Below are 26,260 nucleotides of genomic sequence, written 5' to 3' on the forward strand. Positions count from 1 at the left end.
CGAATCAACCTGCCTCTTCTGTATGGCCGTTGTGTCCGGACAGTGCAGGAGGCGTGAGGGGATTCATAGCGGTGACGTCGCGCGGGGACAGCTGGAAGCCCTGCCAGTGCACCGGCATGGGCTCCTGGTCCTCATCCCGGGCGATGTGGTGGAACCCGATATTGACCCACACGATCGGGTGCTTGAGGGTCTGGCCATTGACCCACTTGTCGACGCTCTTCCCGGCCCCCGCGCCGCAGTTCCGGAGGTTGTTGCTGGCGAACTGCTCGCACTTGTTGTACTCGGTGAAATAGACGTCGCGCTTAGTGAAACTACGTCCCTGGTACTTGGTGGTGTGGCCGGGGACGATCTCGTAGCTGCGCGGATGGCCGTCCTTGTTCTTGCCCGCCGTGCTGACCACGCGCCACCACCGCGCCGCCGCCGCGTCGCCCGCCAGCTCCTTGGTGACCTGGGCGCGGGTGGTCTTGGTCTTGGGGATCCGCCCCGCGGTCGCGGTGGTCTTGGAGTCGTACTGCTCGACCTTGCTCTTGGGCGAGCCGTCGAGCCCGAAGTTCAGCCGCCAGAAGACGTTGTGGGCGTGGCTGGTGGCGTAGTCCTTGGCGCCCTTGCCGATCGGCCAGCCGCGCCCGTCGCCCGCGTCGTAGTCCATCGGGGAGAGCGTGCCGGTGGCGCCGACCTGCATGGTCATGGTGCCGTCTCCGGAGAACCGCCACTCGGTGATGTACTCGTACCAGCCGACCTGGTTGACGGTGTAGAGCAGCAGGTCCTTGCCCTGCAACTGGTAGACCTTGCTGTCCGAGCCGCCGAAGCCCCCCTCGCCCATGCGGTAGGCGTGGCCGCGGGCCCGGGTGGTGGCGCACAGCCCCTTCACATTCGGGTGGTCGGGGTCCCAGGCGTCGGGCACCCGCACGGTCTTGATGGTGCCGCCCGGGCATTCGGCCGGGTCCAGCTGCTGAAGCCCCTGGGCGAAGTTCTGCCCGGTGAGGTCGTCGTACTCATTGCTGCCGTCGTCGTACGGCACATGGATCTGGCCCAGCTTGGCCGAGGTCAGCACCTTGATCGGGGCGCTTTCGCCCTTGGGCTGGTACGAGACGTCGTCGAGCACGAGGCCGGCCTTGCTCTCGTAGTGCCAGCACATCCGCCAGGTGGTGCCGCCGTCCAGCTTCTGCTCGATTCTGTACGGGGCGCTGCAATCCGCCGCGGCCGGGGTCCGCGGGGCCGCCTGGGCGCTGCCGACCGGCCCGGCGGCGATCGCCACGGTGCCGAGCAGCGCCGAGGCGCCGATGGCCGCCGCGACCCGGGCACGGGCGCGGCGGAGCCTGTTCTCAGGCATGGGGAGACTCCTGTAGTGAAGCGTCGAGGGGTGCGCGAAGCGCGGTTGCCAGGGCTTCAGCCGAGCTTGGCGATCTTGTGGGCGCTGAGGTCGATCACCATCTGGCGGGTGTCGATCCAGGGGCCGTTGACCACCCGGGTGAACAGCCGTACGCAGCGGTGCTCACCGCAGTCCCCGACCGAGGCCGGACCGGGGTTGCTGCCCTCGCCCGCGCGGTAGACGAAGCCGGTGACGGTCAGCTGGTCCGGACGGGTCAGCGCCTTGCCGGTGGCGTCCTTGAAGTCCTTCTTCAGCCCCTCGCCCAGCTTGTCGGCCATCAGCAGCCGCGCGGCCTCCATCACCTCGTCATGGCTGGGCGGCGGCTGCACCCCGTGCTGGGTGTCGGTGCCGGTGACCTTGCCGCTGCCGAGGTCGACCGTCTTGGTGACGTAGGTGTCGTCCTTGTAGTCGTAGTACGTCACCTCGGCGCGGCGCGGCGCCTCGGCGGCCCCCACCTCGTCGGGGCCCAGCTCCGCGAGGTCGGTGGAGAGCCGCTCGGGGCCCTTGGCGCCCTTGACGTCCTCACTGCTCGCACGGAAGTCGCGGCCGGCCGCGAGCGTCTGGGCGCGCTTGATCTCGTCGTCGGTCAGCGGATCGCGGCCGGTGCCGGTCCGGCCCTGCTCGGGCGCGTCCTCCACCACACCGGGCAGCTGCCGGGCCGCCGCCTGGCCCTGCTCCGCCGATGAGCTCTGGGGTCCCCCGCCCGAGCTCTCCTCACCGGACGCGCTCCCCGGGAGCGTCACCCCGATCAAGACCGCCGTCGCGGTGGCCGCCACGGCCGCGCCCGCCACCACCTTGCCCAGGTGGCGGTGGTGCATCATCTTGCGCACATCCTCCCCCATTCCCCCCTGTCGTCATATCGGATGGCATAGCGGGATACGCGTATGCCTCGGGTCACCCGGTAGGACGAACCGATATGGCCGTAGGTTGCCTCCTTTTTGAGGAAGTTCTATTGAAAGAGCGGATGGCTCCGGTCAGTTGGGAAAGGATGCAGGGTCGGTCAGGTTCCGTCCGGTGCCCGGGGTGCTCGCGGCCCCCGGAGAAGAAGTGGAAGAGTCGACGTATGCAGGTCTGGCCGGGACAGGCTTACCCCCTTGGCGCCACCTACGACGGTGCCGGAACCAACTTCGCGGTGTTCTCCGAGGCCGCCGTCCGCATCGAGCTGTGCCTCCTGCACGACGACGGCTCGGAGACGGCGGTCGAGCTGCGGGAGTCCGACGCGTTCGTACGCCACGCCTATCTGCCGGGGGTCATGCCGGGGCAGCGCTACGGCTTCCGGGCCCATGGCCCGTACGAACCGGAGCTCGGCCACCGCTGCAATTCCGCCAAGCTGTTGCTGGATCCCTACGCCAAGGCGATCAGCGGGCGGATCGACTGGGGCGAAGAGGTCTACGGCTACCACTTCGGGCGCCCCGACAAGCGCAATGACCTCGACTCCGCCCCGCACACCATGGCGTCCGTCGTGGTCAATCCGTACTTCGACTGGGGCGACGACCGCCCGCCGCGCACCGACTACCACCGCACGGTCATCTACGAGGCGCATGTCAAGGGGCTGACCATGCGCCATCCCCGGCTGCCTGAGGAGCTGCGCGGGACGTACGCGGCGCTCGCCCACCCGGCGATCATCGAACATCTGACGGAGCTGGGCGTCACCACGCTGGAGCTGATGCCCGTCCATCAGTTCGTCCACGACCACCGGCTGGCCGACGCGGGGCTGGCCAACTACTGGGGCTACAACACCATCGGCTTCTTCGCCCCGCACAACGCCTACGCCTCCTGGGGCGACCGGGGCCAGCAGGTGCTGGAGTTCAAATCGGCCGTCCGGGCGCTGCACCAGGCGGGTATCGAGGTCATCCTGGACGTGGTCTACAACCACACGGCCGAGGGCAACCACCTGGGCCCCACGCTCTCCTTCCGGGGCCTGGACAACGCCTCGTACTACCGGCTGACCGAGGACCGCCGGTACTACATGGACACCACCGGCACCGGGAACTCCCTGCTGATGCGCTCCCCGCACGTGCTCCAGCTGATCATGGACTCGCTGCGCTACTGGGTGACCGAGATGCATGTGGACGGCTTCCGCTTCGATCTGGCGGCGACGCTGGCCCGGCAGTTCCACGAGGTGGACCGGCTGTCCTCGTTCTTCGACCTGGTCCAGCAGGATCCGGTGGTGAGCCAGGTGAAGCTGATCGCCGAGCCCTGGGACGTCGGCGAGGGCGGCTACCAGGTCGGCAACTTCCCGCCCCTGTGGACCGAATGGAACGGCAAGTTCCGGGACACCGTGCGGGATCTGTGGCGCGGGGAGCCGAGGACGCTGGCCGAATTCGCCTCCCGGCTGACCGGCTCATCCGACCTCTATCAGGGCGACGGCCGCCGTCCGCTGGCCTCGGTCAACTTCGTCACCTGCCACGACGGTTTCACCCTGCGCGACCTGGTGAGCTACGACGAGAAGCACAACGAGGCCAACGGCGAGTCCAACCAGGACGGCGAGAGCTATAACCGGTCCTGGAACTGCGGGGTCGAGGGCGAGACCGACGATCCGGCGGTACGGGCGCTGCGCGAGCGCCAGATGCGCAACTTCATCGCGACCCTGATGCTCTCCCAGGGCGTGCCGATGCTCAGCCACGGCGATGAGTTCGGGCGCACCCAGGGCGGCAACAACAACGCGTACTGCCAGGACAGCGAGGTGTCCTGGGTGCGCTGGCCGGACCACGCCAAGGGGCAGGACGGCGAGCGGGAGGACCGCTCGGCGCTGGAGCTGCTGCGCTTCACCCGCTCCCTGGTGTGGCTGCGCCGCGACCATCCGGTCTTCCGGCGCCGCCGCTTCTTCCACGGGCGGCCGGTGGAGGGCACCCATGACGAGCTGTCGGACATCGCCTGGTTCACCCATGAGGGAGAGGAGATGATCCCGCGCGACTGGCAGGCGGCGCACGCCAAGTCCCTCGCGGTCTTCCTCAACGGCAGCGCGATCTCCGAACCGGGGGTGCGCGGTGAGCGGATCAGCGATGACTCGTTTCTGCTGCTGTTCAACGCGCACCATGAACCGCTGGACTTCGTCGTGCCCATCGACCACGGCAAGCAGTGGCAGGTCATCGTGGACACGGCGGTCCCGGAGGAGGGCGTGCCGCCGGGCAGCGGCGCGAAGGTCGCGGCGGGCGACCGGCTGACCCTGGTGGACCGCAGCCTGATGGTGTTGCAGCGACCGGCCTGAGCGCTGCGCCGGGAGTACCGGTTGCTTCGGCCTGCGGCTCCGTCGTAACTGCCGCGTGGCGGGGTTACGCGTGGCAGGGGTTCCGCGTGGCAGAGGTTCCGCCCCCTGGAACCCGGGACCGGTGAGCCGACCGTCGCCGCGATCAGCTCACCGGCCAGGACGCCGACCGCGCCGACCGCCCCGACCGCCCCCGGACCAGCCCGTCGCAGGCGGCCCGATCCGCCGGACAACACGCGCGCGTCGCCATCCGTTCGGGTGGGTGGGGCTCTGGTGGGGCGCGCCGGGTGGGTACGTACGTTCATATGACGGCTGACCCCGGCACGCCCACCGCCACCTACCGCCTCCAGCTCCAGCCCGCCTTCCCCTTCGCGGCGGCGGAGCGAGCGGTGCCGTATCTGGCCTCGCTCGGCGTCTCCCATCTGCATCTGTCCCCCGTGCTGGAGGCGGTGCCCGGCTCCACCCACGGCTATGACGTGGTGGACCACCGCGCCGTCCGGGCCGAACTGGGCGGTGAGCAGGGGCTGCGCTCCCTCGCCCGTACGGCGCGGGCGCACGGCCTCGGGCTGATCGTCGACATCGTGCCGAACCATATGGCCGCGCCCGCCCCCGAACGGCTCAACGCCCCGCTGTGGGAGGTGCTGCGGGAGGGCCCGGAGTCGCCGTACGCGCGGTGGTTCGACATCGACTGGCAGGCGCAGGGCGGCAAGGTGCTGCTGCCGGTGCTCGGCGGCCCGCTGGGCGAGGAGTGGGAGCGGCTGCGGGTCGAGGACGGGACGCTGCGCTACTACGACCATGCCTTCCCGCTGCGGCCCGGCACCGAGGGGCTGCCGCTCGCCAGGCTGCTGGACGCCCAGTGGTACCGGCTCTGCTGGTGGCGGCTGGCCCGCACCGAACTCAACTACCGGCGCTTCTTCACCATCTCCGAGCTGATCGCGGTGCGGGTGGAGGATCCGGAGGTCTTCGACGCCACACACGCCACGCTGCTGAGGCTGATGCGGGACGGGGTCGTGGACGGGCTGCGGATCGACCACCCGGACGGCCTCGCCGACCCCGAGGGCTATCTGCGACGGCTGGACCGTGCGGTACGGGCGGCGACGGGGCAGGCGGGAGCAGGCGGGAGCGGCCGAGGGGCCGCGTCGGAAGGCGGCAGCGGCCGGTGGACCGCCCCCGAAGGCGGCAGGCAACGGATCACGCCGGAAGGCGGTGGCGGGACCGCGCCAGAAAGCAGCGGCGGCTGGGAAATCGCACCGGAAGACGGGGACGACCATGGGGCCGCGTCGGAAGGCGGCAGCGGCCGGTGGACCACCCCCGAAGGCGGCAGGCAACGGATCACGCCGGAAGGCGGCGGCGGGCGGTGGACGGTGGTCGAGAAGATCCTCGCCCGGGACGAGCGGCTCCCCGACACCTGGCCGGTCGCCGGGACCACCGGCTATGACGCGCTGCACCACATCGACGGGCTCTTCGTCGATCCGGACGGTCTGGAGAAGCTGACCGCCCTCTATCGCGCCTTCGCCGCTCCCCCGGCCGACCTCGGCGGCGACTGGGCCGCGACGGTCCGCCGCGCCGCCCATGAGGTGGTCACGCATGAACTGGCCGCCGAGGTGGCACGGCTGACCCGCACCGCCTCCCGGATCTGCGCGGCCGACCCCCGGCTGCGCGACCACGCGCCCTGGGCGCTGCGTACGGCGATCCGCGAGCTGCTGGTGCGGCTGCCGGTCTACCGTCCGTACGCCTCGGTGGGCGGACCGTACGCCTCCAGGGGCGGGCCGTCCACCTCCGTGGGCGGGCCGTCCGCGACCGGCGCCGACGCGATGATGCTGCGTTCGGCGGCGGCGGACGCCCGGGAGGCGTTCACGGTGGAGCAGGAGGCCCAGGTGGTGCATGTCGTGCGGGACGCGGCGCTGGGCGGGCTCGGGGACGGTCCGGACCACCGCGACTTCTGCGCCCGTTTCGCCCAGACGGCGGCCGCGCTGCGCGCCAAGTCGGTCGAGGACACCGCCTTCTACCGCTACGCCCCACTGCTGTCGGCCGCCGAGGTGGGCGGCGATCCGGGGCGGCCGGCCGTGTCCCCCGAGGAGTTCCACACGTTCGCCGCCCGGCGCTCACGGGACTGGCCCGCCACCGGCACGGTGCTGTCCACGCATGACACCAAGCGCAGCGCGGACGCGCGGGCCCGGCTCGCGGCGCTCACCGAATGCCCGACCTGGTGGGGGCGGACGGTGGCGGAGCTGACCCGGTCGGCTCCCGCCCCCGATCCCCATCTGGCCTGGACGGCCTGGCAGACCGCGCTCGCACTGGGCCACGGGGACGCCGAACGGCTGGTCCCGGCCGTGCTCAAGGCGGTGCGCGAGGCGGGGCTGCGGACGACGTGGACGGAGCGGAACGCGGCGTATGAGGCCGAGGTGAGCGCCTTCCTGGAGGCCGGGCCGTGCGCGGCCGACCCGTCGGTGTGGACCGCGATCGGCGCCGAACTCGACGGACCGGCACGGGCCAACGCGCTCGGCGCCGCTCTGCTCCAGCTCACCATGCCGGGCGTCCCCGACCTCTACATGGGCACCGAACGCATCTACACGGCCCTGGTCGACCCGGACAACCGCCGCCCGCCCGAGCTCGGCGGCGAACCGGCGGCGCAGGGCCCCTCCGCCGAGAAGCTGCTGCTGACCAGGGCCGCGCTGCGGCTGCGCCGGGAGCACCCGGGATGGTTCGGCCCGGGAAGCGGCTATGCGCCGCTGACCGCCGAGGGGCCGACGGCGGCGCACTGTACGGCCTTCGTACGGACGGGGACCTCCGAACGGACGGGGACCCCCGTACAGACAGGGGCCTCCGAGCGGACGGGCGCTTCCGTCCGCACAAGCGTGGACGACCCCGGGACCGCCGGGGGCGAGCGCGGGGCGGTCACCGTCGTCACCCGGCTGTCGCGACGGCTGGCGGAGGCGGGCGGCTGGGGCGCCACCCGGCTGCCGCTGCCACCGGGCCGCTGGCGGGATCTGCTGACCGGGCGGACGGCCGAGGGGGCCGTGCCGCTGGAGGAGTTGCTGTCCCGGCTTCCGGTGGCGTTGCTGGTCCGGATCTGACGGGTGGGTCCACCGGACCCAGCTGAACGGCGCGTCCGCCTCCCGGCCTGACGGCCCACCAGAATGTCCGCCGTCTTCACGTCCTGAAGCATTTACAGGTGGGCGGGGGCGCGCTACGTTCACCAAGAAATTGGGAGCGCTCCCACGCCGACGGTTCCTGACCCGTTCACGTCGAAGGGAAAGCACGCGCAATGCCTCGACGATCACTGACCATCGCCATGTCCACACGCCCACCGGGCCGTTTCAGCGCGCGCCGGTCCGTACTGCTGGTTCTGCTCTCGGTGCTGCCCGCCCTGGGCCTTGTCTTCTTCTCCGGAGGCAACGCTTCGGCACACGGCGCCCCGATGGCGCCGGGCAGCCGCACCTATCTCTGCTGGAAATACAGCATGTCCTCGACCGGTGAGGTCAAGCCGACCAACCCGGCGTGCAAGGCCGCGTTCGACAAGAGCGGGGCGACGCCCTTCTACAACTGGTTCGCGGTGCTCCGCTCGGACGGCGGGGGCCGCACCAAGGGGTTCATCCCGGACGGCAAGCTGTGCAGCGGCGCGGCCACCGTCTATGACTTCTCCGGTTTCGACCTGGGCAGCAACGACTGGCCGGTGACCCATCTGACGGCCGGGAAGTCGATGCAGTTCTCGTACAACGCCTGGGCCGCGCACCCGGGGTCGTTCCGCAGTTATGTCACCAAGGCGCCGATCGACCCGACCAAGCCGCTCACCTGGAACGACCTGGAGGACCAGCCGTTCAACACGGTGACGGACCCGCCGCTGTCCGGCCAGGTCGGCACGGTCGACGGCAAGTACACCTGGACGGCCAATCTGCCCTCCGGCAAGAGCGGGCGCCACATCATCTACACCGTGTGGACGCGCTCGGACAGCCAGGAGACCTTCTACAGCTGCTCCGACGTGGTCTTCGACGGCGGCAACGGTGAGGTGACGGTCCCGGGCGCCACCAGCGGCGGCGGTGGCGACAACCCCACGGACCCGCCGGGCAACCCCCCGACGGCCTCCTGCTCCGCCACCCAGAAGGTGACCAGCACCTGGAACGGCGGCTACCAGGCCGAGGTGACGGTCACCAACTCCGGTGCCACGCCCATCTCCTCGTGGATGGTCGACTGGACGGTGCCGTCCGGGCAGCGCATCGACAGCGTCTGGAACGGCAAGCTGACCACCACCGGTTCATCGGCGTCGGTCACCAATGCCGACTGGAACGGTTCACTGGCCACCGGCGCGTCCACGACCTTCGGCTATGCGGCCGGCGGCGGGTCTCCGGACACCGTGGCCGCGCCGATCTGCATGGTGCACTAGTCTGCCTGTCACACACCGGTCCACGCAGGTGCTCCGACCCGCTCATTGATCTGTCAGGTGCACCTCATCCCGCGCCGGTCTGCCGCTCCTTCCCCCTCGTGGGCGGCAGACCGGCCTCGCCCGGGAAAACCGCGTGGACACCGGGAGACGGCCACCCATAGAGTGCGGGCACGCCCTTGATCGAGGAAGGAGGCGAGAGCAATGGACATCACGACGTTTCCGCGCTCCCGCCCCCTGTCCGCCGGGCGTATCCGCGTCTGATCACGCATCCGACCGGGAGCGCACCACTCTCCTGGAAGGAACCCCATGACCGATCTGGTCATCCGCGCCCTCACCGAGGGCGACGCCCATCTGTTCCACACCCTGCGGGTCCCCGCGCTCGTCGGCCGGGGCCGCTTCGGCCACACCTACGCCACCGTCGGCCAGGGCGGCGAATACCGCCCCGAGTGGACCTGGGTGGCGCTGCGCGAGGGGCGGGTCGTGGCCCGCGCCGCATGGTGGTCCGGGCCCGAGGACTCCGCGCCCATCGCCCTGGACTGGTTCGACTTCGCCGAGGGCGAGGCCGACGCCGCCGCCGAACTGCTGCGCACCGCACCGCTGCGCGCCGAGTACAGCCTGCTGGCCCCGCCCGGCTGGCGCGATGAGCCCGAGGCACGGGCCGCCGCCCGGGCGCGTATCGACGCCGCCGTGGCGGGCGGGCTCGAGCCGCTGGTCGAGCGCTACCGCTATGAGTGGACGCCGGAGTGCGGACTGCCCGAGCGCCCGGGGCGGCTGGAGTTCCGGCCGGAGCCCGATGACGCGGCGATCGAGGACGTGCTGCGGCGCATCATGCCGGACACGCTCGACGCCCATGACCGGCGCGCCATCGCCCGGGGAGGTGTCGAGGCCGCGGTGCGCGAGCTCATGGACTTCTTCGCCTGGTGCCCCTCGCCGCGCGAGTGGTGGCGGCTGGCCTGGACCCCCGAGGGTGAGCTGGTCGGCATCCAGGTGCCCGCGCACAACCCGTCGGGTCCGTGTGTGGGCTTCATAGGGGTCGTCGCCGAACAGCGCGGCCATGGCTATGCGTACGACCTGCTCGTGGAGTGCACACACGACCTGGTGGAACGGGGGGCCACGAAGATCGCGGCGGCCACGGACCAGCCCAACCTCCCCATGGCCGCGCACTTCGCCAGGGCGGGCTACCCGATCACCCAGGAGCGCATCGACCTCGTCTGACCGGTGTCGCCCTGCTGCGCCGCCGGTGCCGCGTCCCGCAGCATGGTCGGGGACCGCCGACGGGTCGACGTAGGGAGACGCCAGTGCTGTTCGAGGTGTGGGCGCCGCACGCCGGGCGGGTCGGGCTCCATGTGGACGGGCGCGACCGCCCCATGGAGCCCGACCCGGACCGCGCGGGGTGGTGGCGGGCCGAGGCCGGGGCCGGACACGGGACGCGCTACGGCTTCGCGCTCGACGGCGGCCCGCCACTGCCCGATCCGCGCTCCCGCCGCCAGCCGGACGGCCCGGAGGGGCTGAGCGCGGTGGTCGACCACTCCCGCTTCCGCTGGGAGCGGGAGTGGTTCGGGCGGCCGCTGCCCGGCGCGGTCCTCTACGAGCTGCACATCGGCACCTTCAGCCATGAGGGCACCTTCGACGCGGCGGCCGAACGGCTGCCGCACCTCGCCGAACTGGGCGTCACACATGTGCAGCTGATGCCCGTCTGCCCGTTCCCCGGGACCCATGGCTGGGGCTACGACGGTGTGGCGCCCTGGGCGGTGCACGAGCCGTACGGCGGGCCGGAGGGGCTGGTGCGGTTCGTGGCCGCCGCGCACCGGCACGGCCTGGGCGTGGTCCTCGACGTGGTCCACAACCATCTGGGCCCCTCCGGGAACCACCTCCCGGCCTTCGGCCCGTACTTCACCGACACCCACCACACCCCCTGGGGCGCGGCGGTCAACCTCGACGCGCCCGGCTCCGACGAGGTGCGCGCGTACTTCATCGGCAGCGCGCTCGCCTGGCTGCGCGACTTCCGCCTCGACGGGCTGCGGCTGGACGCGGTGCACGCGCTGCGCGACACCGGGGCCCGGCACTTCCTGGCCGAGCTGTCGGCCGCCGTGGACGCGATGGCCGCCCGCACCGGCCGTCCGCTGTTCCTCATCGGCGAGTCGGACCTCAACGATCCGCGCACCACCACCCCGCGCGAGGCGGGCGGCCACGGTCTGCACGCACAGTGGAACGACGACTTCCACCACGCCCTGCACACCTTCCTCACCGGTGAGCGGCAGGGCTACTACGCGGACTTCGCAGCCGAGGGGCCCGGGGCCCTGGTCAAGACACTGATGGGCGGCTTCTTCCACGACGGCACCCATTCGACGTTCCGGGGCCGCCGCCACGGCAGTCCGCTGAACCCCCACACCACCCCCGCGCACCGGCTGCTCGGCTACGCCCAGACACATGACCAGGTCGGCAACCGGGCGGTCGGCGACCGGCTCTCCGCCCGGCTCTCCCCCGGGCTGCTGGCCTGCGCGGCGGCCGTGGTGCTGTGCGCGCCCTTCACCCCGATGCTCTTCATGGGCGAGGAGTGGGGCGCCCGCACGCCCTGGCAGTACTTCACCGACCACCAGGATCCGGAGCTGGCCGAGGCGGTGCGGTCCGGCCGCCGCCGGGAGTTCGCCGCCCACGGCTGGGCGGAGCGCGATGTGCCCGACCCCCAGGACCCGGCCACCCGGCTGCGGTCCTGTCTGGACTGGCGGGAGCCGGAGCGGGAGCCGCACCGGGCGCTGCTCGACTGGTACCGGAAGCTGATCGCGCTGCGCCGTGCCGAACCGGCCCTGACCGACCCCACCTGGTCGTACACGGGTCTGTCCACCGGTTCGGACGGCTGCTTCAGCTTTCAGCGCGGCCCGCTGCGGGTCCTTCTCAACCCGGGCGACCGGCCGGTCAGGACCTGGCTGGGGCCCCGGACCGGCGAGATCACCGAGGTGGTCGCCGCCTGGCGGCGGATCGAGCCCCCGGGCCCGGACGGCACGCTGAGGCTGCCGCCCGAGACCGCCGCCGTGCTGCGCGTGGGCCGGGGCTCCTGAGCCCGATCCCGCTCGGGGTCAGCCTGCTCGGGGTCAGTCCCGCTCAGGGTCAGCCCCGCTCAGGGTCAGCCCTGCTCCGGGTCGAGCCGCAGAGAAATGGAGTTGATGCAGTACCGCTGGTCGGTCGGGGTGGGGTAGCCCTCCCCCGAGAAGACATGGCCCAGATGCGAACCGCAGCGGGTGCACCGCACCTCGGTACGGACCATGCCGTGCGAACGGTCCTCGATCAGCTCGACGGCCGAGCTGTCCGCCGGGTCGTAGAACGACGGCCAGCCGCAGTGGCTCTCGAACTTCGTATCCGAGCGGAAGAGCTCCGCTCCGCACGCCCGGCAGGAGTAGACGCCGACCGTCTTGGTATCGGTGTACTCACCGGTGAAGGCTCGCTCGGTACCGGACTCCCGCAGCACGTGGTACTCCTGCGGCGTCAGTTCCGCGCGCCACTGCTCCTCCGGTTTGTCGATCTCGTAAGCCATGGGGACGGACCTCCTCAGTTCTCCGGGCTTTGCAGACGGGCGAGAATCTCCGGACCGAGGTCGGTCACATCACCCGCGCCCATGGTGAGAACAAGGTCACCCGGCTTCGCCATTCCGGCGATCAGCTCCGGCACCGCTCCCCGGTCGTGCTCGGCGGTCACATCGGCCCCGCGGCGGGCCGCGGCGTCGATGACCATGGCGCTGGTGACACCGGGGACCGGGTCCTCGCGGGCGGGGTAGATGTCGAGGACCACGGAGGCGTCGGCGAGCGTGAGCGCCTCGCCCATCTCGGCGCCGAGCTCCTGGGTGCGGCTGAACAGATGCGGCTGGAAGACCACCAGGACCCGGCCCTCCCCGGCGCCGCCGCGGATCGCCTCGAGATCGGCGGCGATCTCGGTGGGGTGGTGTGCGTAGGAGTCGATCACCTGCACCCCGGCCGCGGCGCCCTTGAGCTGGAGCCGCCGCTTGACGCCCGTGTACGAGGCGAGGGCGGGGGCCAGCTCGCGGGGCGGCACGCCGAGGGCGGCGCCCGCGGTGAGGGCGGCCACGGCGTTGAGCGCGTAGTGGCGGCCGGGGACGGAGACGGTGAAGGTGAGCTCCGCACCGCCCAGGGACTCCGCGAGCCGGACGGTGACCTCGCTGGTCAGCCCGTGCGGCTCGATGGCCAGGACCCGCACGTCCGCGCCCTCGTCCGCGCCGTAGGTGAGCACCCGGAGCCCCTCGCGCCCGGTGACCCGGGCGGTCAGCTCACGGGCGCCGGGGTGGTCGGCGGAGATCACCAGCGCGCCGCCGGGCCGGATCCGGCCGACGAACGTCTCGAACGATTCATGGATCTCGTCCATCGAGGCGTAGTTGGCGTGGTGGTCGAGCTCCACATTGAGGATGATCGCCACCTCGGGCGCGTACTTGTGGAAGCTGCGGTCGCTCTCGTCGGCCTCGGCGACGAAGATCTCGCCATCGCCGTGGACGGCGCTGGAGCCGGGGGCGTCCAGATCGCCGCCGATGACGTACGACGGGTCCAGACCGAGGGTGCGCAGCGAGACGGCCAGCATCGAGGTCGTGGTCGTCTTGCCGTGGGTGCCCGCGACCGCGATCGGCCGGGAGCCGTCCATCAGCGCGGCGAGCGCGTCGGAGCGGTGCACCACCGGGATACCGCGCTCCCGCGCCGTGACCAGTTCGAGGTTGTCGGGGCGGATGGCGCTGGAGATGACGACGCCGGTGGTGTCGGCTGCGATGTTCCCGGCGGAGTGGCCGATATACACCGTGGCGCCGAACTCCCGCAGCGCCCCGACGATCGGCGAGTCCTTGGTGTCGCTGCCCGAGACCCGTGCGCCGCGCATGGCGAGGACCTTCGCCACACCCGACATCCCGGCGCCGCCGATGCCGATGAAGTGCGGTCGATCCAGCGGGTCGGAGGCGGTGCCGGCCGGTGCCATGTACGGGTCTCCCCTGGTGCTCGGTGGGTTGGTGCTCGGTGTGTGCTGCCGGCCCGATTCTCGCACCCCCGGCGGCCCACCCCCGCCGATGCCCGCGGAACCGGGGGCGCGGAACCGGGACCCGGGGGTGCGGCTCGGCCGAGGGCCGCCGGGGCCGGGGCCTGGTCCGGGACCGGGCTGGGCCTGGCCAGGGCCGGGAGCTCGGCCGCGCCGGGACTGAAGCCGGGACCTGAGCCGCGTCGAGACCGGGGCCGGGGCTCAGCCGCCGGACGTGGGCTGGTCCTCGTCCACCGCGTGCGAGAACAGCTTCAGCACCGGGACGCCCACCTTGTGACGCGCCCGCGAGGCCCAGTCCCGGTGGAAGAACTCCTCCACGAAATGCGGGGCGGTGAGCACGATCACCTCATCGGCCCGGGTCTCCTCCACGACACCGCGCAGCACCTCCAGCGGATGCCGTTGGACGACATGGCCCCGGGCCCGGCTCCCGGCCGCCTCCAGCGCCGCCACGGAGTGGGCAAGCGCCCGCTCGGCGGGCTCCAGCGCCTCCCGGCCCTCCGGCTCCTCCCCCTCCTGGGCGGCCTGCTCCAGCTCGCCGAGGGCGATGTCGTCGATCGCGCGCAGCAGCCGGTCCTTGCTGCCCCGGGGCTGCATCAGGACGACGAAGGAGATCGGGTCATCGCCGTGCAGAGTGGTGACGAATTCCACGTCGGCGGGGGTCAGGGGCTTCTCGATCATCAATACGCTCGTGAACACGGCGGATGCCCTTCTCCTTCGCGATCCTTTTCGCGGGTTTGCAGACGTTTTTATGAGTTATTGGTAAATCCGACGGTAGCGGGTGAAAAGAAACCCGGCTTCCTCCAGAACAGAAGCGAGAGCGAACCGTTCCGGTTCCCTCAACTCGGGTCCGTTCATAATTCGCTTCGCGTCCCCCGCGGTGGCCAGGGGAGCCACCGCCAGACACAGCTCGTCCAGCACCCCGGCCGCCGCGAACTCCGCCAGCAGCGTGGGGCCGCCCTCGGTCAACAGCCGGGTGTGGCCGAGCTCCGCGAGCGCCGTCACGACCGCCGCCGCGTCCACCCGCCCGGACGGCCCCGACCCGGCGAACACCACTTCGGCCCCCGCCGCGCGGGCCAGCCCGACCCGCTCCTCCGCGGCCGTCGCGCCGGTGATCACGATCGTCGGGACCAGCGGCTCGGTGAACAGCGGCCGGGAGAAGTCCAGGTCCAGGCTCGCGCTCACCACGGCGATCGCGGGCGCGGGCGGCTGGCCGAGCGCCGCCCGCCGCTCGGCGAACGCCTCACGGGCACGCGCCGGGCGGTAGCCCTCGCGGCGTACGGTCTCCGCGCCCACCACCACGGCGTCGGCGAGCCCGCGCAGCACCCCGAAGATCCGCATGTCCGCGTCGGAGGACAGGGCCTTCGACCGGCCGTCGTGATGGGCCGCCCCGTCCAGCGAGGACACCATGTTCGCCCGCAGCCAGGCGCCGGAGGGGCCGTGCGGCGGCTCCGGGTACGCATAGGCGTCGGCCAGTTCGCCAAGGCCCCATTCGCGATCTTCGGCGAATGCTCGGGCGGACGCCGCGGCGGATGCTTCGGCAGACGTTTCGGCAGGCACGGGGAACAGGCGTCGCATAGGCCGCAGTGTGACATGCCTCCCTCTCGGACAGTGCTCCGGTGAAGAGCGACTACCCTGGACATTCGTGTCTGCACCAACCACCGCATCCGGCTCGGCAGGCCGCATAGCCGCCGAAGCCCCTTCAGTTTCGTCCGCTCCGTCCACTCCCTCCGCCCCGTCCGCTCCCTCCGCCCTCACCACCCGTGCGCCGCAGGTTCCGGCGGAGCGTCTGGTCGCCGAGATGGTGCCCCCGCCCCGCTTCGCGACCGTGAGCTTCGACAACTACATCACCGACCCCGGCCAGCCCAGCCAGGCAGAGGCGGTCGAGGCGCTGAGAGGGTTCGCCGGACGGCTCGGCGGCGGGGCGGACGCGAAGGGCGGACGCCGCAGGCACTGGTTCCGCCGGGTGGCCAGGCCCGCCGTGGACGGCGGACCGCGCGGCATATATCTCGACGGTGGCTACGGCGTCGGCAAGACCCATCTGCTGGCCTCCCTGTGGCACACCACCCCCGCGGCCCCCGAGCTGAAGGCGTTCGGCACCTTCGTGGAGCTGACGAACCTGGTCGGCGCGCTCGGCTTCCAGCAGACCGTGAAGACCCTGAGCGGCCATCGGCTGCTGTGCATCGACGAGTTCGAGCTGGACGACCCGGGCGACACGGTCCTGGTCTCCACGCTGCTGGGCAAGCTGGTCGAGGCGGGCGTGGCCCTCGCCGCCACCTCCAACACGCTGCCCGGCAAGCTGGGCGAGGGCCGGTTCGCCGCGGCCGACTTCCTGCGCGAGATCCAGGGGCTGTCCGCCCACTTCCGCGCGCTGCGCATCGACGGCCAGGACTACCGCCACCGCGGGCTGCCCGCGGCCCCGCCCCCGTACGCCGACGAGATAGTCGTCCAGGCGGCGCACCGGACCCCCGGCGCCTCGCTGGACGACTTCCCCGCCCTGCTGGACCATCTGTCCCGGGTGCATCCGAGCCGCTACGGCGCGATGTGCGACGGCGTCCAGGCCGTCTGTCTGACCGGGGTCGCCCCCGTGCCCGACCAGTCGACCGCGCTGCGGCTGGTGGTGCTGGCCGACCGGCTCTACGACCGCGAGGTGCCGGTGCTGGCCTCCGGGGTGCCGTTCGACCGGCTCTTCAGCGAGGAGATGCTGAGCGGCGGCTACCGGAAGAAGTACTTCCGGGCGATATCCCGGCTCACCGCCCTCGCCCGGGACGCCAAGGGGCTGGCCGAGGCGTCGTACAGCCGTTGACCGGATGGTTCCCGCGCATCGCTGATCGAACGGTTCCCGAGCACCCGCACCCGTGATACACACATGCGGTCATCTTCTCTGTCCGCCAGCAGGGAGTTACCGCATGTCAGCGACACGACGTCAACTTCTCGGCCGCACCGGTGCGCTGGGGGCCTCCATCGCCTCGATCGCCTTCACCGGCGCCGTCTCCGAGCTCTTCGCCGGAACGGCCGCGGCCGCCGAACCCGATACCCAGCCGCTCGGCCGGGGCGGCTACGGCCCCCTGGTCCCCGACCCCGATGGACTGCTGGACCTCCCCGAGGGGTTCCGCTACCGGGTGCTCTCGCGCGAAGGCGATGAGCTCCGCTCCGGTGAGGGCAAGGTCCCCAGCCACTGCGACGGCATGGCCGCCTTCCCGGGCCGCTCCGGCGGCCGCCACGGCGCCAGACACCTGGTCCGCAACCATGAGAACCGCCCGGACGCGGCGATCCGCGTCCCCGCCGTGGCCGGTCTCACCTACGACCCGACGGGCATGGGCGGCTGCACCGCCCTGGAGCTCGACTCCGGCAACCGCGTACGGTCCGAGCGGGTGGCCATCGCGGGCACCGCGGTCAACTGCGCGGGCGGCCCCACCCCCTGGCACACCTGGCTCACCTGCGAGGAGACCGAGGACCAGGCCGGTACGAACGGCTACACCAAGGACCACGGCTTCATCTTCGAGGTCGACCCCTACGATCCGCGCCGCACCGGCGCCGTGCCGCTCACCGCCATGGGCCGCTTCCAGCACGAGGCCATCGCGGTCGACCCGCGCAACGGCGTCGTCTACGAGACCGAGGACGCCTTCGACAAGCCCTTCGGGCTCTTCTACCGATTCCGGCCGAAGAAACCCCTCGGCGGCATCGGCTCACTGCGGGCCGGTGGGGAGCTCCAGGCGCTGCGGGTGCCGGGGGTGCCCGATCTGTCCACCATCCAGGAGCCGGGCACCACCTTCGACCGCGTCGAGTGGGTGGACGTCCCCGACCCGCTCGCCCGCCAAACCCCCATCCGCTTCCAGGACTTCGGCCCCGGAGGCATCACCCACGCCCAGAAGCTGGAGGGGTGCTACTGGGGCGGTTCGTCGGTCTACTTCGTCTCCAGCTTCGCCAAGAGCGCGGACGGCTCGGCGGCCGACCACTACGGCCAGATCTGGCGCTACGACCCCGATCGGCGGCGCCTCACGCTGGTGATCGTCTTCGGGCCCGAGACGGATGTCCAACTGCCCGGGGAGTCCCCCGACAACATCACGCTCGCGCCCAGCGGCGGCCTGATGGTCTGCGAGGACGGCAACGGCGCGCAGCACGTCTTCGGGGTCACCCGGCGCGGCGAGGTCTATGCGATGGCCCGGGGACAGCAAAACCTCGGTACCCCGGAGGAGCCGGAGTGGGGTGAGTTCGCGGGCGTCACCTTCGCACCGGACCGCCGCACGATGTATGTCAACTGCTACACCCCGGGCACGACATTCGCCGTGACGGGTCCCTGGCGCCACTGAGGGCTCCCGAAGGGGCGCGGGGAACTGCGCGACCAGCCACGAAGGCGCCGCGGACGATCGACGGCAGATCGGGGCACTTCCGCAGGTCAGGGCACTCCAGCGGAGCGTCAGCCCGAGCAGGCGGTGCGCTGGCCCTCCTGCCATTCGCAGACGGGGCACAGCGTGGCCCCGGGGCGCGAGGCGGGGTACTCGGTGGGCTCGCCGCACAGCACGCAGTCGGCGTGCGGCGGGCCCTCGGGAAGTTCCGTACGGTCGTCCATGCCCCGAACCCTACGACCGGCGGGAGCTGAGCACGCAGGCCAGCGCGGTCGCCCCGGCGGCGGCCGCGCCGGTCAGGGCCAGGGGCAGCAGGGGCATCGGCACGGCGCCGCTGTGCGAGCCGTCGACCAGCCCGGACACGGCGGCGTTCGCGGGCGAGGCACCGGCCACCGACACCAGCAGCGCGGCAAGCATGGTGGACGGGATCGCCCAGCCGGGGCGCCGCAGCAGCGGCCGGTTGCACAGGGCGCCGACGGCCGTGCCGAGCAGGGCGCACGCGACGGCGGCGAGCAGCCCGGCGACGGTCGCCTCCGGCACCGGGACCTCCTGCCGGTGGTCCGCGGTGTGCGGATCGCTGACCGCCGCGACGAACAGCGTCCCGGCGGTGCCGAGCACCAGCGCCGCGCCCAGCCCGGTCAGTACGGAGGCGAGGTGCACCCGGCCGGGCCCCACCGCCGCGGCGGCGCAGTCGCGGGCCGCGGCGGGCTCCTGGGTGACGCCCACCCGCACCAGCCAGGCGGCGACGGGCAGCAGCGCGGCGGCGGCATAGCCGAGCGAGTCGAGGATCGGCTGCCCGGTCTGCACCCCGATGCCGAGGAACGCGCCGTAGAGCAGCAGTGGTGGCAGCCAGCGGTGCGAGCGGACCAGCAGGGCCGCCTGGTAGCGCAACAGCGCGGTCATGCCTTCCCCTCCGGCCCTTCGACGGGCCGCGGAAGCCCTTCGGCGAGCTGTTCCGGGGGCGCCTGCGGCGCATCGGCCCGCTCCTGGGGGCCGCCGATGGTCGTCACAGCGCGGATGTGCCAGGGCGGCCGGGCCGTGAGGAGGGCGCGGAGCAGGGCGTCGGAGTACGGCGCGGCGACACTCAGCCGTACGACGCGGCGGCCGGTGGCGACCGTGTCGGAGTCGTGGACGGGCGCGCCCGGCAGGTCCGTCGGCAGTGCGGCCCCGGCTCCCGGCGGCGCCTCGGCCTCCACCCGGACCCGTGGCCCGGCGGGGGACGCCGGCGCGTGGTCCACCGGCTCCAGCCGGGTATCGGCGACGCGCAGCACCCGGGCCGGGACCCCGGCGAGGCGGCGCGGATCGTGGTCGACGAAGACGACCGCGCCGCCGTCGGCGGCGCGCTCGGTGACCGCCGTGTCCAGCACCTCGCGCGCGGCCTGGTCGAGGCCGGTCCACGCCTCGTCCAGGACCAGCAGCCCGGGGGCGGCCAGCAGCGCCTGGGCCACGGCGACCTTCTGGCTGGTGCCCTTGGACAGTTCGGCGAGCGGGGTGGCCGCGTATCCGTCCGCGCCGAACCGCTCCAGCCACTCCCCCGCCCCGCGTGCCGCCATGGCGCGGGACAGCCCGTGGATCCGGCCCAGATGGGTGAGGTAGCCGAGGGCGGAGAAGGGCAGCTCGGCCGGGAACCGCTCGGGGACGTAGGCGGTGCGCGGGCGGCCGGTGATCCGGCCCGCGCTGGGGGCGTCGATCCCGGCGAGCAGCCGCAGCAGCGTGGACTTGCCGCTGCCGTTGTGCCCCTGGACTCGGGTCAGCGAACCCGGCGGCACATCGAGATCGACACCACGCAGCACCCACGGCCCGCCCAGGCCGTAGCGGCGGCCGACTCCTCGCAGTCTCATGCCGGTTGAGCATAGGCGCGCCCCCGACTCCCGGCGCCGGGACGGCGTGTGTCTTCCGGCGGCGGGGGCGGCGTGTGTTTTCCGGCGGTCGGGACGGCGTGTGTCGGAACGGGCCCAACGGCCCAGACGCCCGCTGCCAAGTCCGGTGCCCGGCGGCCCAGACACCCGCCGCCAAGTCCGGTGCCCGGCGGCCCGGACGCCGTATGCCGGGACCGGCGCCCGGCGGCCGTCCGCGGCGGTCCTGGCACACTGGGCGCGTGACCAGCACCGACGCCGACACCGAGACCGGCACCCCAGCGACCACTCACCAGGGCACCGGATCCGGCGCCCGGAGCAGCCCCTTCCGGCACTCCGAGACCGACCGGGACGCCGCGCCGCAGTTCGTCCTGCCCCTGGTGGTCCGGATCGAGAAGGCCGCGCCCCCGGCACGCACGGACGCCCTGGAGACGGCGGCGCGCGCGGTGCTGGTGCTGCTGTCGGACGAGCGGGCGAGGACCACCGACGGCGCGGACGGCGAGAACGGTGTGGACGGTGTGGGCGGCGAGTGGGCCCAGGCCGTACGGGACTGGCAGGACGCCCGGATCCGCAAGGTCGTACGGCGGGCGCGCGGCGCGGAGTGGCGGCGCGCGGCCGAGCTGCCGGGCATCACGGTCACGGGCCGGGCACCGGCCGCGACCGCCACCGGGGACGAGCCTTCGGCGACCGCCGGGGACCAGACCCCGCCCGCCGCCGAGGTGCGGGTGTTCCCGCCGGTGCCACTGGACGGCTGGCCCAAGGAACTGGCCAAACTCCAGGTCTCCGGCACCGACCTGGACGACCCCGTGCCGCCGCCCGCCCCCGACCTCACCGGTCCGGTGCTGTGGCTGAGCCCCCAGGTGGAGATGTCGGCGGGCAAGGCGATGGCCCAGGCCGGACACGGTGCGCAACTGGCCTGGTGGGAGCTTGACGACGCGGAGCGGGCGGCCTGGCGCGAGGCCGGGTTCCCGCTGGCGGTGCGCACGGCGTCGGCCGAGCGATGGGACGAGCTGACCACGAGCGGGCTGCCGGTGGTGCGCGACGCGGGGTACACCGAGATCGCGCCGGGGTCCTGCACGGTGGTGGCGGACCACCCGGCGCTACGGCGGCGGTAAGGCCGTCCGCGGCGCGCCGGGTTCCTTCGCGCCGGGTTCCTTCCGCTCCCGGGGCCGGTTCAGCGGATCGGCGGAAGTCGGCCGCGGTGCGAAAGGCGCCCCTTCGACGCCTTTCGCACCACTTTCGCACCGCGCGGACGGCCACGACGGCGCCGCGGACGGCCACGTCGGCGCCGCGGCGGGCCGACTGCGGCTCAGCGCACTAACCAACTGCCGGCGGAGCGCTCAGCCCCTGCGGCGGCGGATCGCGCGGGTGACGACCGGCGGGAGCACATCGGCGGCGATCCGCCGGACCGCGGTGGGGCGGCGGCGCGGCGCGGGGGTGGACGCCGACGCGGTGGACGCGGAGCGCGGCTCGGGGTCGGGGTCGCGCGGCTCATCGACGTAGCGGGAGGTGGGCGGGGTCGGGTTCGCGGGCTTCCCCGAGAACCGCAGCACCCTGCGGCCCGCGATCTCCTGCACGCTGGTGTGCATCCCCTTGCGCCACGCCTCGTCCGCGAGCATCTCGTCCTGGATCGGCCCGGGGTCGCCCCAGGTGCCGTAGAGCTTCTGCGTGGACAGGCAGATGGGCCGCAGGCCCCGGGTGAACACCGCCTCCCAGGTCGCGGCCGCCACGCCGGGGGTGTGCTCGGAGCGGAAGTCGTCGAGGACGACGAGACCGTCGGGCACCAGCGTGTTGTGCGCGGTGTCGATGTCGCCCGCCACATGCTCGTAGAGGTGGGAGGCGTCCACGTGGATGAAGCGGCAGGTGTTCGCGCCGACGTGGTCGGGCACGACGGAGGTCGGCCCCTGGATGACGACCGGGAGCTCGTCCCAGAACGCCAGGTAGTTCTGCTCGAAGGCGGTGCGGGTCAGCGTGGAGTACGACTTGCGCGCCTCCGCCGCGTTCTTCTCGTCCGGCGCCTCCGCGTCGAACAGGTCACAGACCGTGAACTGCTCGTTCGCCCGCAGATAGGAGGCGGTGAAGATGGCGCTCTTGCCCATGTAGGCGCCCATCTCCATCAGATCCCCACGCTGCCCGAGGCGCTCCTGGCGGGTGAGGAAGCGGTCGAACAGCACTTGGTCAAGGCTGGGGAACCAGCCCTTGACGTCATTGAGATTGCGGGGACGCTGGGCCGCGGGAGCGGTGGTGACCGTCATGTGGCTCTCTGTTCGTCGATGGCGGCGGTCTGGAGAGACGTGTCCGGTTGTAGGTGTCCGGGATCCCCAGGGGGCGGGGTCCTCGGGGACGGGGTCCCGGGGGACGCGAGTGGCCGCCACGGTCGCAGTGAAAGGCAACGTCGGGCCGTATCTCTTGTGACCATCTTGTGACCACGCCTCCTCCGGAAGGTCTTACGGGGCGGTGACGGAACGGCGTGGACGCGGGCTCCGGCGCCCGCTCGGGCCTAGCGTCGGGCCCATGCGTGTACTGGTCACCGGAGGTGCGGGCTTCATCGGCTCGCACATCGTCACCGCCCTCACCGAGCACGGCCATGAGCCCGTCGTCCTCGACGCCCTCCTGCCGGCCGCCCATCCGACGCCACCGCCCCCTCCGCTGGACGGGGAGTGGATCCACGCCGATGTACGGGACCGGGAGGCGGTGGCGGCGGCGCTGCGTGGCGTGGACGCCGTATGCCACCAGGCGGCGATGGTCGGCCTCGGCAAGGACTTCGCGGACGCCCCCGCCTATGTGGGCTGCAACGACCTGGGCACCGCGGTGCTGCTGGCGGCGATGGCGGAGCGGGGGGTGCGCGAACTGGTGCTGGCCGGGTCCATGGTCGTCTACGGCGAGGGACGCTACGACTGCCCCCGCCACGGCCGGGTACGCCCCGGTCCGCGCGCCGAGGCCGATCTCACGGCGGGCCGCTTCGACCCCCGCTGCCCCGAGTGCGGCACACCGCTGCGGCCCGGTCTGGTGGAGGAGGACGCACCGGCCGATCCCCGCAATGTGTACGCGACCACGAAGCTGGCCCAGGAACATCTGGCGGCGGCCTGGGCCCGGTCGGCGGGCGGCCGCGCGGTGTCGCTGCGCTACCACAATGTGTACGGGCCGGGCATGCCGCGCGACACCCCCTACGCGGGGGTCGCCTCCTTCTTCCGCTCGGCCCTGGCGCGCGGCGAGGCGCCCACGGTCTTCGAGGACGGAGGCCAGCGGCGGGACTTCATCCATGTCCGGGATGTGGCCGCGGCCAATGTCGCCGCCCTGGAGGCGGCCCCGGAAGTGGTGGCCCCGTCCGCCCTGACCGCGTACAACACCGGCAGCGACGACCCCCATACGGTGGGCGAGATGGCCACCGCCCTGGCCACGGCGTTCGGCGGCCCGGCACCCGTGGTGACGGGCGAATACCGGCTGGGCGACGTACGGCACATCACCGCGTCATCGCACCGAATCCGCGAACAACTGGGCTGGCACGCGGCAACCCCCTTCACCAATGGCATGACGGAATTCGCCCAAGCCCCCCAACGCGCGGGCGTGTGAGGGAGCGGGGGGGGTGCGGTGTGAGGGGGTGCAGCGGACTCCGCCGCAGGGCAGGGAGCTCCGCCGCATGGCAGAAGGCACCACCACGTACCAGGGGCTCCGCCCCTGGATCCCGGGGTCCAGGGGCGGAGCCCCTGGTATCGGGAAGGGGCGGGGAGGGGAGCAGCCCGCCGCAGGCGTCACGATCCGTCGGGCACCTCCCAGGGCCTGAGGGGCGGCGGACTCAGGCGACGCCGCCCGAGGCAGACGGGCTCGTTCAGGCCGCCGCTTCGCTCAGGCCCCCTGACGTGGCCGCAGCCCGAGCGAGGCCGAGCCCCTCGCATCGTGGTGGACTGAGGGGCAGACCCCCGGCCGTGGCGGCGGCCGAGCGAGACAGAGCCCTCCGCATCGCGGTGGGCTGAGGGGCAGGCCCCTCAGCCGTGGCGGCGGCCCGCGGGCGCCAGGGTCTTATATCGCGGCAGCGGGGAGGCGGACCTCGAAGCGGCAGCCGCCGTCGACGTTGCGGACCGCCGCCTGGCCGTCGTGGGCCTCGACGATGCCGCGGACGATGGCGAGGCCCAGACCGGCGCCCGCCGGGGGCGTGCGGGCGTCGCTGCCGCGCCAGCCGGTGTCGAAGACGCGCGGGAGGTCCTCCTCCGGGATGCCGCCGCAGCCGTCGGTGACCGACAGCACGACCGTGTCCGCGTCCCGCTCGGCCGCCACCGCGACCGTGCCGTCCGCCGGGGTGCGGCGCAGCGCGTTGACGAGGAGGTTCCCGAGCACACGGGTCATCTCCTTGCCGTCGACTTCCACCGGGACGGGGTCCACGCGGTCCCCTATCAGCTGGACGCCAAGCTCGCGGGCGAGCGGATCGACCCCGGCGAGGGCATCGCCGACCAGGTCGTAGACGGAGATCCGGGTGGGGGTGAGGGAGAGCGCCCCGGCGTGGATGCGGGAGAGCTCGAAGAGGTCGCCGACCATCGTGTTCAGCCGGTCCACCTCGGTGCGGATCCGGCGGAGGTAGCGCTCCGGTTCCGGGGCGACCCCGTCCTCCAGCGCCTCGGACATCGCGCGCAGCCCGGCCAGCGGGGTGCGCAGATCGTGGGAGATCCAGGCGACCAGCTCCCGGCGGGAGGACTCCAGGGCGCGCTCACGCTCGCGGGAGGCCGCCAGCTTGGCGCTGGTGGCGGCCAGTTCGCGGCCGAGCGCGGCGAGCTCGGCCGTGGCCTGGCCATCGGGGGCGGCGAAGCTCCCGCCGTCCCCGAAGGAGCGGGCGGCGAGGGCCAGCGCGTTGCTGCGCGCCACCACCCAGCGGCCCAGCAGCAGCGCGGTGGCCAGGGACACCACGGCGGCCATGGCGCAGACGGTGGTGACCACCGTCAGGTCGTGCGGGGACAGGAACATCGCCCAGGCGACGGCCAGCGTCCCAGTGAGCATCGCCATGACCGCGACGACGGCGACCACGGCGAGGGACACCGCGACCGATCGGCCGCGCACCAGCCGCAGCGCCAGCGCGCCCAGCAGACCGGCCGCGGCCGCGCCGAGGAAGGCGAAGGCCGCCATGAGCGAGACATCACGCATCGGAGCCCGGCCCCCGTCCGCCGTCCCGTCCAGCGTCGTCTCCCACGTCCTGTCCTCCCTCGTCCCGCCACCTCTCATCCGGCCACCTCTCGTCCGGCCGCCTCTCATCCCGTCGTCCCTCGTCGGCGGCGTCGGGCGGGGCGTCGAAGCGGTAGCCGATGCCCCAGACGGTCTGGATGAGCCGGGGCGCGCCGGGGTCGTCCTCGACCTTTCCGCGCAGCCGCCGCACATGGACGGTGACGGTGGACAGATCCCCGAAGTCCCAGCCCCACACCTCGCGCATCAGCTCCTCACGGGTGAAGGCCACCCCGGGGTGGCGCAGCAGAAAGGCCAGCAGATCGAACTCGCGTACGGTCAGGGCGAGTTCCCGGCCGTCCCTGGTGGCGCGCCGGGCCAGGGGGTCGAGGGCGATCCCGGCGCGGTGCGTCACATCGCCCGGGCCCTGGCCGGGGCCGGAGGAGCCGGGGGCCCGCGGCCCTGTCCGGCCGCGGCGCAGTACCGACTCCACGCGCAGCACCAGCTCCCGCGGGCTGAACGGCTTGGTGACGTAGTCGTCCGCGCCGATCTCCAGGCCGAGGATGCGGTCCTCCTCGTCGCCGCGCGCGGTGAGCATGATGACCGGCACCGGGCCCTTGTCCCGGAGCGCGCGGCACACCTCCAGCCCGTCCATGCCGGGCAGCATCAGATCGAGGACGACCAGGTCGGGCCGCCGGGCGGCGGCGCTGGCGAGCGCCCCGGGACCGTCGGCGGCCCGGTCCACGGCGAATCCGGCCCTGCCGAGGTACCCGGCGACGACCTCGGCCACGGTCGGGTCGTCGTCCACGACGAGCACACGGGTGGGAGAAGGGTTCTGCTGCATGCCCCACAGCGTGACACCGGGTGCGGCGCCGAGGCGCGCCGGGGAGCCCGCGGCCCGGCCGACGTCCGTGTTTCGTA

The 26,260-nt window shown here is 72.8% G+C and carries 21 protein-coding genes; 9 read left to right on the forward strand and 12 right to left on the reverse strand.

Features of this window, described 5'->3' with window-relative positions; all coding sequences use genetic code 11:
- Positions 1 to 4 precede the first annotated feature (4 nt).
- Positions 5 to 1,333: a copper amine oxidase gene (locus tag AB0E24_RS11660; RefSeq protein ID WP_359376292.1), complete on the reverse strand. Its 1,329-nt coding sequence runs from the start codon at positions 1,331 to 1,333 to the stop codon at positions 5 to 7.
- A 56-nt stretch (positions 1,334 to 1,389) separates the two neighbouring features.
- A complete protein-coding gene (locus tag AB0E24_RS11665; protein WP_232637390.1) occupies positions 1,390 to 2,193 on the reverse strand; it encodes a Tat pathway signal sequence domain protein in 804 nt (267 codons plus the stop codon).
- A gap of 242 nt (positions 2,194 to 2,435) precedes the next feature.
- Here AB0E24_RS11665 and glgX point away from each other — a divergent pair, with 242 nt between their 5' ends.
- From glgX to treZ, 5 genes are all read left to right on the forward strand, one after another.
- Complete coding sequence (gene glgX, locus AB0E24_RS11670) at positions 2,436 to 4,583, forward strand: glycogen debranching protein GlgX (RefSeq protein WP_069867152.1); 2,148 nt, start codon at positions 2,436 to 2,438, stop codon at positions 4,581 to 4,583.
- Between the two features lie 302 nt (positions 4,584 to 4,885).
- Positions 4,886 to 7,657: a malto-oligosyltrehalose synthase gene (gene treY, locus AB0E24_RS11675; RefSeq protein WP_359376294.1), complete on the forward strand. Its 2,772-nt coding sequence runs from the start codon at positions 4,886 to 4,888 to the stop codon at positions 7,655 to 7,657.
- Positions 7,658 to 7,848: 191 nt separating this feature from the next.
- Positions 7,849 to 8,964 carry a lytic polysaccharide monooxygenase auxiliary activity family 9 protein gene (locus AB0E24_RS11680; protein WP_102937047.1) on the forward strand — a complete coding sequence of 372 codons (1,116 nt, stop codon included), beginning with the start codon at positions 7,849 to 7,851 and terminating at the stop codon, positions 8,962 to 8,964.
- Between the two features lie 306 nt (positions 8,965 to 9,270).
- The gene (locus AB0E24_RS11685) at positions 9,271 to 10,179 is read left to right on the forward strand and encodes a GNAT family N-acetyltransferase (protein ID WP_069867155.1); all 909 of its coding nucleotides are present in this window, start codon (positions 9,271 to 9,273) and stop codon (positions 10,177 to 10,179) included.
- A gap of 83 nt (positions 10,180 to 10,262) precedes the next feature.
- Positions 10,263 to 12,023 (forward strand): malto-oligosyltrehalose trehalohydrolase, encoded by a 1,761-nt coding sequence (treZ, locus tag AB0E24_RS11690; RefSeq protein WP_099015244.1) that lies wholly within the window; start codon positions 10,263 to 10,265, stop codon positions 12,021 to 12,023.
- Positions 12,024 to 12,088: 65 nt separating this feature from the next.
- On the opposite strand, the gene msrB is transcribed toward treZ, so the two are convergent.
- The 4 genes from msrB to AB0E24_RS11710 all read right to left on the reverse strand — a co-directional run bounded on the left by msrB (position 12,089) and on the right by AB0E24_RS11710 (position 15,564).
- A complete protein-coding gene (gene msrB, locus AB0E24_RS11695) occupies positions 12,089 to 12,496 on the reverse strand; it encodes a peptide-methionine (R)-S-oxide reductase MsrB (protein WP_069867157.1) in 408 nt (135 codons plus the stop codon).
- Positions 12,497 to 12,510: 14 nt separating this feature from the next.
- Positions 12,511 to 13,932 (reverse strand): UDP-N-acetylmuramate--L-alanine ligase, encoded by a 1,422-nt coding sequence (gene murC, locus AB0E24_RS11700; RefSeq protein WP_347234105.1) that lies wholly within the window; start codon positions 13,930 to 13,932, stop codon positions 12,511 to 12,513.
- A gap of 258 nt (positions 13,933 to 14,190) precedes the next feature.
- Positions 14,191 to 14,667, reverse strand: coding sequence for an indole-3-glycerol phosphate synthase (locus AB0E24_RS11705; RefSeq protein WP_069867159.1), 477 nt, complete (start codon positions 14,665 to 14,667; stop codon positions 14,191 to 14,193).
- A gap of 75 nt (positions 14,668 to 14,742) precedes the next feature.
- Positions 14,743 to 15,564, reverse strand: a complete 822-nt coding sequence (locus AB0E24_RS11710) for a pyrimidine reductase family protein (RefSeq protein WP_232637345.1) — start codon at positions 15,562 to 15,564, stop codon at positions 14,743 to 14,745.
- 106 nt (positions 15,565 to 15,670) lie between these two features.
- Between AB0E24_RS11710 and zapE the strand changes: the two genes are divergently transcribed.
- Both zapE and AB0E24_RS11720 read left to right on the forward strand, forming a co-directional pair.
- The gene (zapE, locus tag AB0E24_RS11715; RefSeq protein ID WP_359151024.1) at positions 15,671 to 16,792 is read left to right on the forward strand and encodes a cell division protein ZapE; all 1,122 of its coding nucleotides are present in this window, start codon (positions 15,671 to 15,673) and stop codon (positions 16,790 to 16,792) included.
- Between the two features lie 103 nt (positions 16,793 to 16,895).
- Positions 16,896 to 18,299 (forward strand): alkaline phosphatase PhoX, encoded by a 1,404-nt coding sequence (locus tag AB0E24_RS11720; protein WP_069867161.1) that lies wholly within the window; start codon positions 16,896 to 16,898, stop codon positions 18,297 to 18,299.
- 107 nt (positions 18,300 to 18,406) lie between these two features.
- On the opposite strand, the gene AB0E24_RS11725 is transcribed toward AB0E24_RS11720, so the two are convergent.
- From AB0E24_RS11725 to AB0E24_RS11735, 3 genes are read right to left on the reverse strand one after another with little or no spacing between them, the layout of a single operon-like run.
- Positions 18,407 to 18,559: a hypothetical protein gene (locus AB0E24_RS11725; RefSeq protein ID WP_167459947.1), complete on the reverse strand. Its 153-nt coding sequence runs from the start codon at positions 18,557 to 18,559 to the stop codon at positions 18,407 to 18,409.
- A 10-nt stretch (positions 18,560 to 18,569) separates the two neighbouring features.
- Positions 18,570 to 19,238 (reverse strand): ABC transporter, encoded by a 669-nt coding sequence (locus AB0E24_RS11730; RefSeq protein WP_250853886.1) that lies wholly within the window; start codon positions 19,236 to 19,238, stop codon positions 18,570 to 18,572.
- The gene (locus AB0E24_RS11735) at positions 19,235 to 20,176 is read right to left on the reverse strand and encodes an ABC transporter ATP-binding protein (protein ID WP_359376301.1); all 942 of its coding nucleotides are present in this window, start codon (positions 20,174 to 20,176) and stop codon (positions 19,235 to 19,237) included. The genes AB0E24_RS11730 and AB0E24_RS11735 overlap by 4 nt, the downstream gene beginning before the upstream one ends.
- A 203-nt stretch (positions 20,177 to 20,379) precedes the next feature.
- Between AB0E24_RS11735 and AB0E24_RS11740 the strand changes: the two genes are divergently transcribed.
- Complete coding sequence (locus AB0E24_RS11740) at positions 20,380 to 21,306, forward strand: peptidyl-tRNA hydrolase (protein WP_435865263.1); 927 nt, start codon at positions 20,380 to 20,382, stop codon at positions 21,304 to 21,306.
- Positions 21,307 to 21,531: 225 nt separating this feature from the next.
- Here the strand turns inward: AB0E24_RS11740 and AB0E24_RS11745 are convergent, their stop codons facing one another.
- The gene (locus tag AB0E24_RS11745; RefSeq protein ID WP_147967928.1) at positions 21,532 to 22,446 is read right to left on the reverse strand and encodes a class I SAM-dependent methyltransferase; all 915 of its coding nucleotides are present in this window, start codon (positions 22,444 to 22,446) and stop codon (positions 21,532 to 21,534) included.
- Positions 22,447 to 22,705: 259 nt separating this feature from the next.
- Here AB0E24_RS11745 and AB0E24_RS11750 point away from each other — a divergent pair, with 259 nt between their 5' ends.
- The gene (locus AB0E24_RS11750) at positions 22,706 to 23,764 is read left to right on the forward strand and encodes an NAD-dependent epimerase/dehydratase family protein (protein ID WP_359376307.1); all 1,059 of its coding nucleotides are present in this window, start codon (positions 22,706 to 22,708) and stop codon (positions 23,762 to 23,764) included.
- Positions 23,765 to 24,211: 447 nt separating this feature from the next.
- On the opposite strand, the gene AB0E24_RS11755 is transcribed toward AB0E24_RS11750, so the two are convergent.
- Positions 24,212 to 25,324, reverse strand: a complete 1,113-nt coding sequence (locus AB0E24_RS11755) for a sensor histidine kinase (protein WP_069867167.1) — start codon at positions 25,322 to 25,324, stop codon at positions 24,212 to 24,214.
- Positions 25,317 to 26,183 (reverse strand): response regulator transcription factor, encoded by an 867-nt coding sequence (locus AB0E24_RS11760; RefSeq protein WP_147967930.1) that lies wholly within the window; start codon positions 26,181 to 26,183, stop codon positions 25,317 to 25,319. The genes AB0E24_RS11755 and AB0E24_RS11760 overlap by 8 nt, the downstream gene beginning before the upstream one ends.
- Positions 26,184 to 26,260 lie beyond the last annotated feature (77 nt).

The organism is Streptomyces malaysiensis subsp. malaysiensis, from assembly GCF_040653035.1.
In the GTDB taxonomy this organism is placed as follows: domain Bacteria; phylum Actinomycetota; class Actinomycetes; order Streptomycetales; family Streptomycetaceae; genus Streptomyces; species Streptomyces malaysiensis.

Coding starts and splice junctions, on each gene's coding strand:
- AB0E24_RS11660 (WP_359376292.1), bottom strand. CDS start 1,333: ATGCCTGAGAACAGGCTCCGCCGCGCCCGTGCCCGGGTCGCGGCGGCC.
- AB0E24_RS11665 (WP_232637390.1), bottom strand. CDS start 2,193: ATGATGCACCACCGCCACCTGGGCAAGGTGGTGGCGGGCGCGGCCGTG.
- glgX (WP_069867152.1), top strand. CDS start 2,436: ATGCAGGTCTGGCCGGGACAGGCTTACCCCCTTGGCGCCACCTACGAC.
- treY (WP_359376294.1), top strand. CDS start 4,886: ATGACGGCTGACCCCGGCACGCCCACCGCCACCTACCGCCTCCAGCTC.
- AB0E24_RS11680 (WP_102937047.1), top strand. CDS start 7,849: ATGCCTCGACGATCACTGACCATCGCCATGTCCACACGCCCACCGGGC.
- AB0E24_RS11685 (WP_069867155.1), top strand. CDS start 9,271: ATGACCGATCTGGTCATCCGCGCCCTCACCGAGGGCGACGCCCATCTG.
- msrB (WP_069867157.1), bottom strand. CDS start 12,496: ATGGCTTACGAGATCGACAAACCGGAGGAGCAGTGGCGCGCGGAACTG.
- murC (WP_347234105.1), bottom strand. CDS start 13,932: ATGGCACCGGCCGGCACCGCCTCCGACCCGCTGGATCGACCGCACTTC.
- AB0E24_RS11705 (WP_069867159.1), bottom strand. CDS start 14,667: ATGATCGAGAAGCCCCTGACCCCCGCCGACGTGGAATTCGTCACCACT.
- AB0E24_RS11710 (WP_232637345.1), bottom strand. CDS start 15,564: ATGCGACGCCTGTTCCCCGTGCCTGCCGAAACGTCTGCCGAAGCATCC.
- AB0E24_RS11720 (WP_069867161.1), top strand. CDS start 16,896: ATGTCAGCGACACGACGTCAACTTCTCGGCCGCACCGGTGCGCTGGGG.
- AB0E24_RS11725 (WP_167459947.1), bottom strand. CDS start 18,559: ATGGACGACCGTACGGAACTTCCCGAGGGCCCGCCGCACGCCGACTGC.
- AB0E24_RS11730 (WP_250853886.1), bottom strand. CDS start 19,238: ATGACCGCGCTGTTGCGCTACCAGGCGGCCCTGCTGGTCCGCTCGCAC.
- AB0E24_RS11735 (WP_359376301.1), bottom strand. CDS start 20,176: ATGAGACTGCGAGGAGTCGGCCGCCGCTACGGCCTGGGCGGGCCGTGG.
- AB0E24_RS11740 (WP_435865263.1), top strand. CDS start 20,380: ATGCCGGGACCGGCGCCCGGCGGCCGTCCGCGGCGGTCCTGGCACACT.
- AB0E24_RS11745 (WP_147967928.1), bottom strand. CDS start 22,446: ATGACGGTCACCACCGCTCCCGCGGCCCAGCGTCCCCGCAATCTCAAT.
- AB0E24_RS11750 (WP_359376307.1), top strand. CDS start 22,706: ATGCGTGTACTGGTCACCGGAGGTGCGGGCTTCATCGGCTCGCACATC.
- AB0E24_RS11755 (WP_069867167.1), bottom strand. CDS start 25,324: ATGCGTGATGTCTCGCTCATGGCGGCCTTCGCCTTCCTCGGCGCGGCC.
- AB0E24_RS11760 (WP_147967930.1), bottom strand. CDS start 26,183: ATGCAGCAGAACCCTTCTCCCACCCGTGTGCTCGTCGTGGACGACGAC.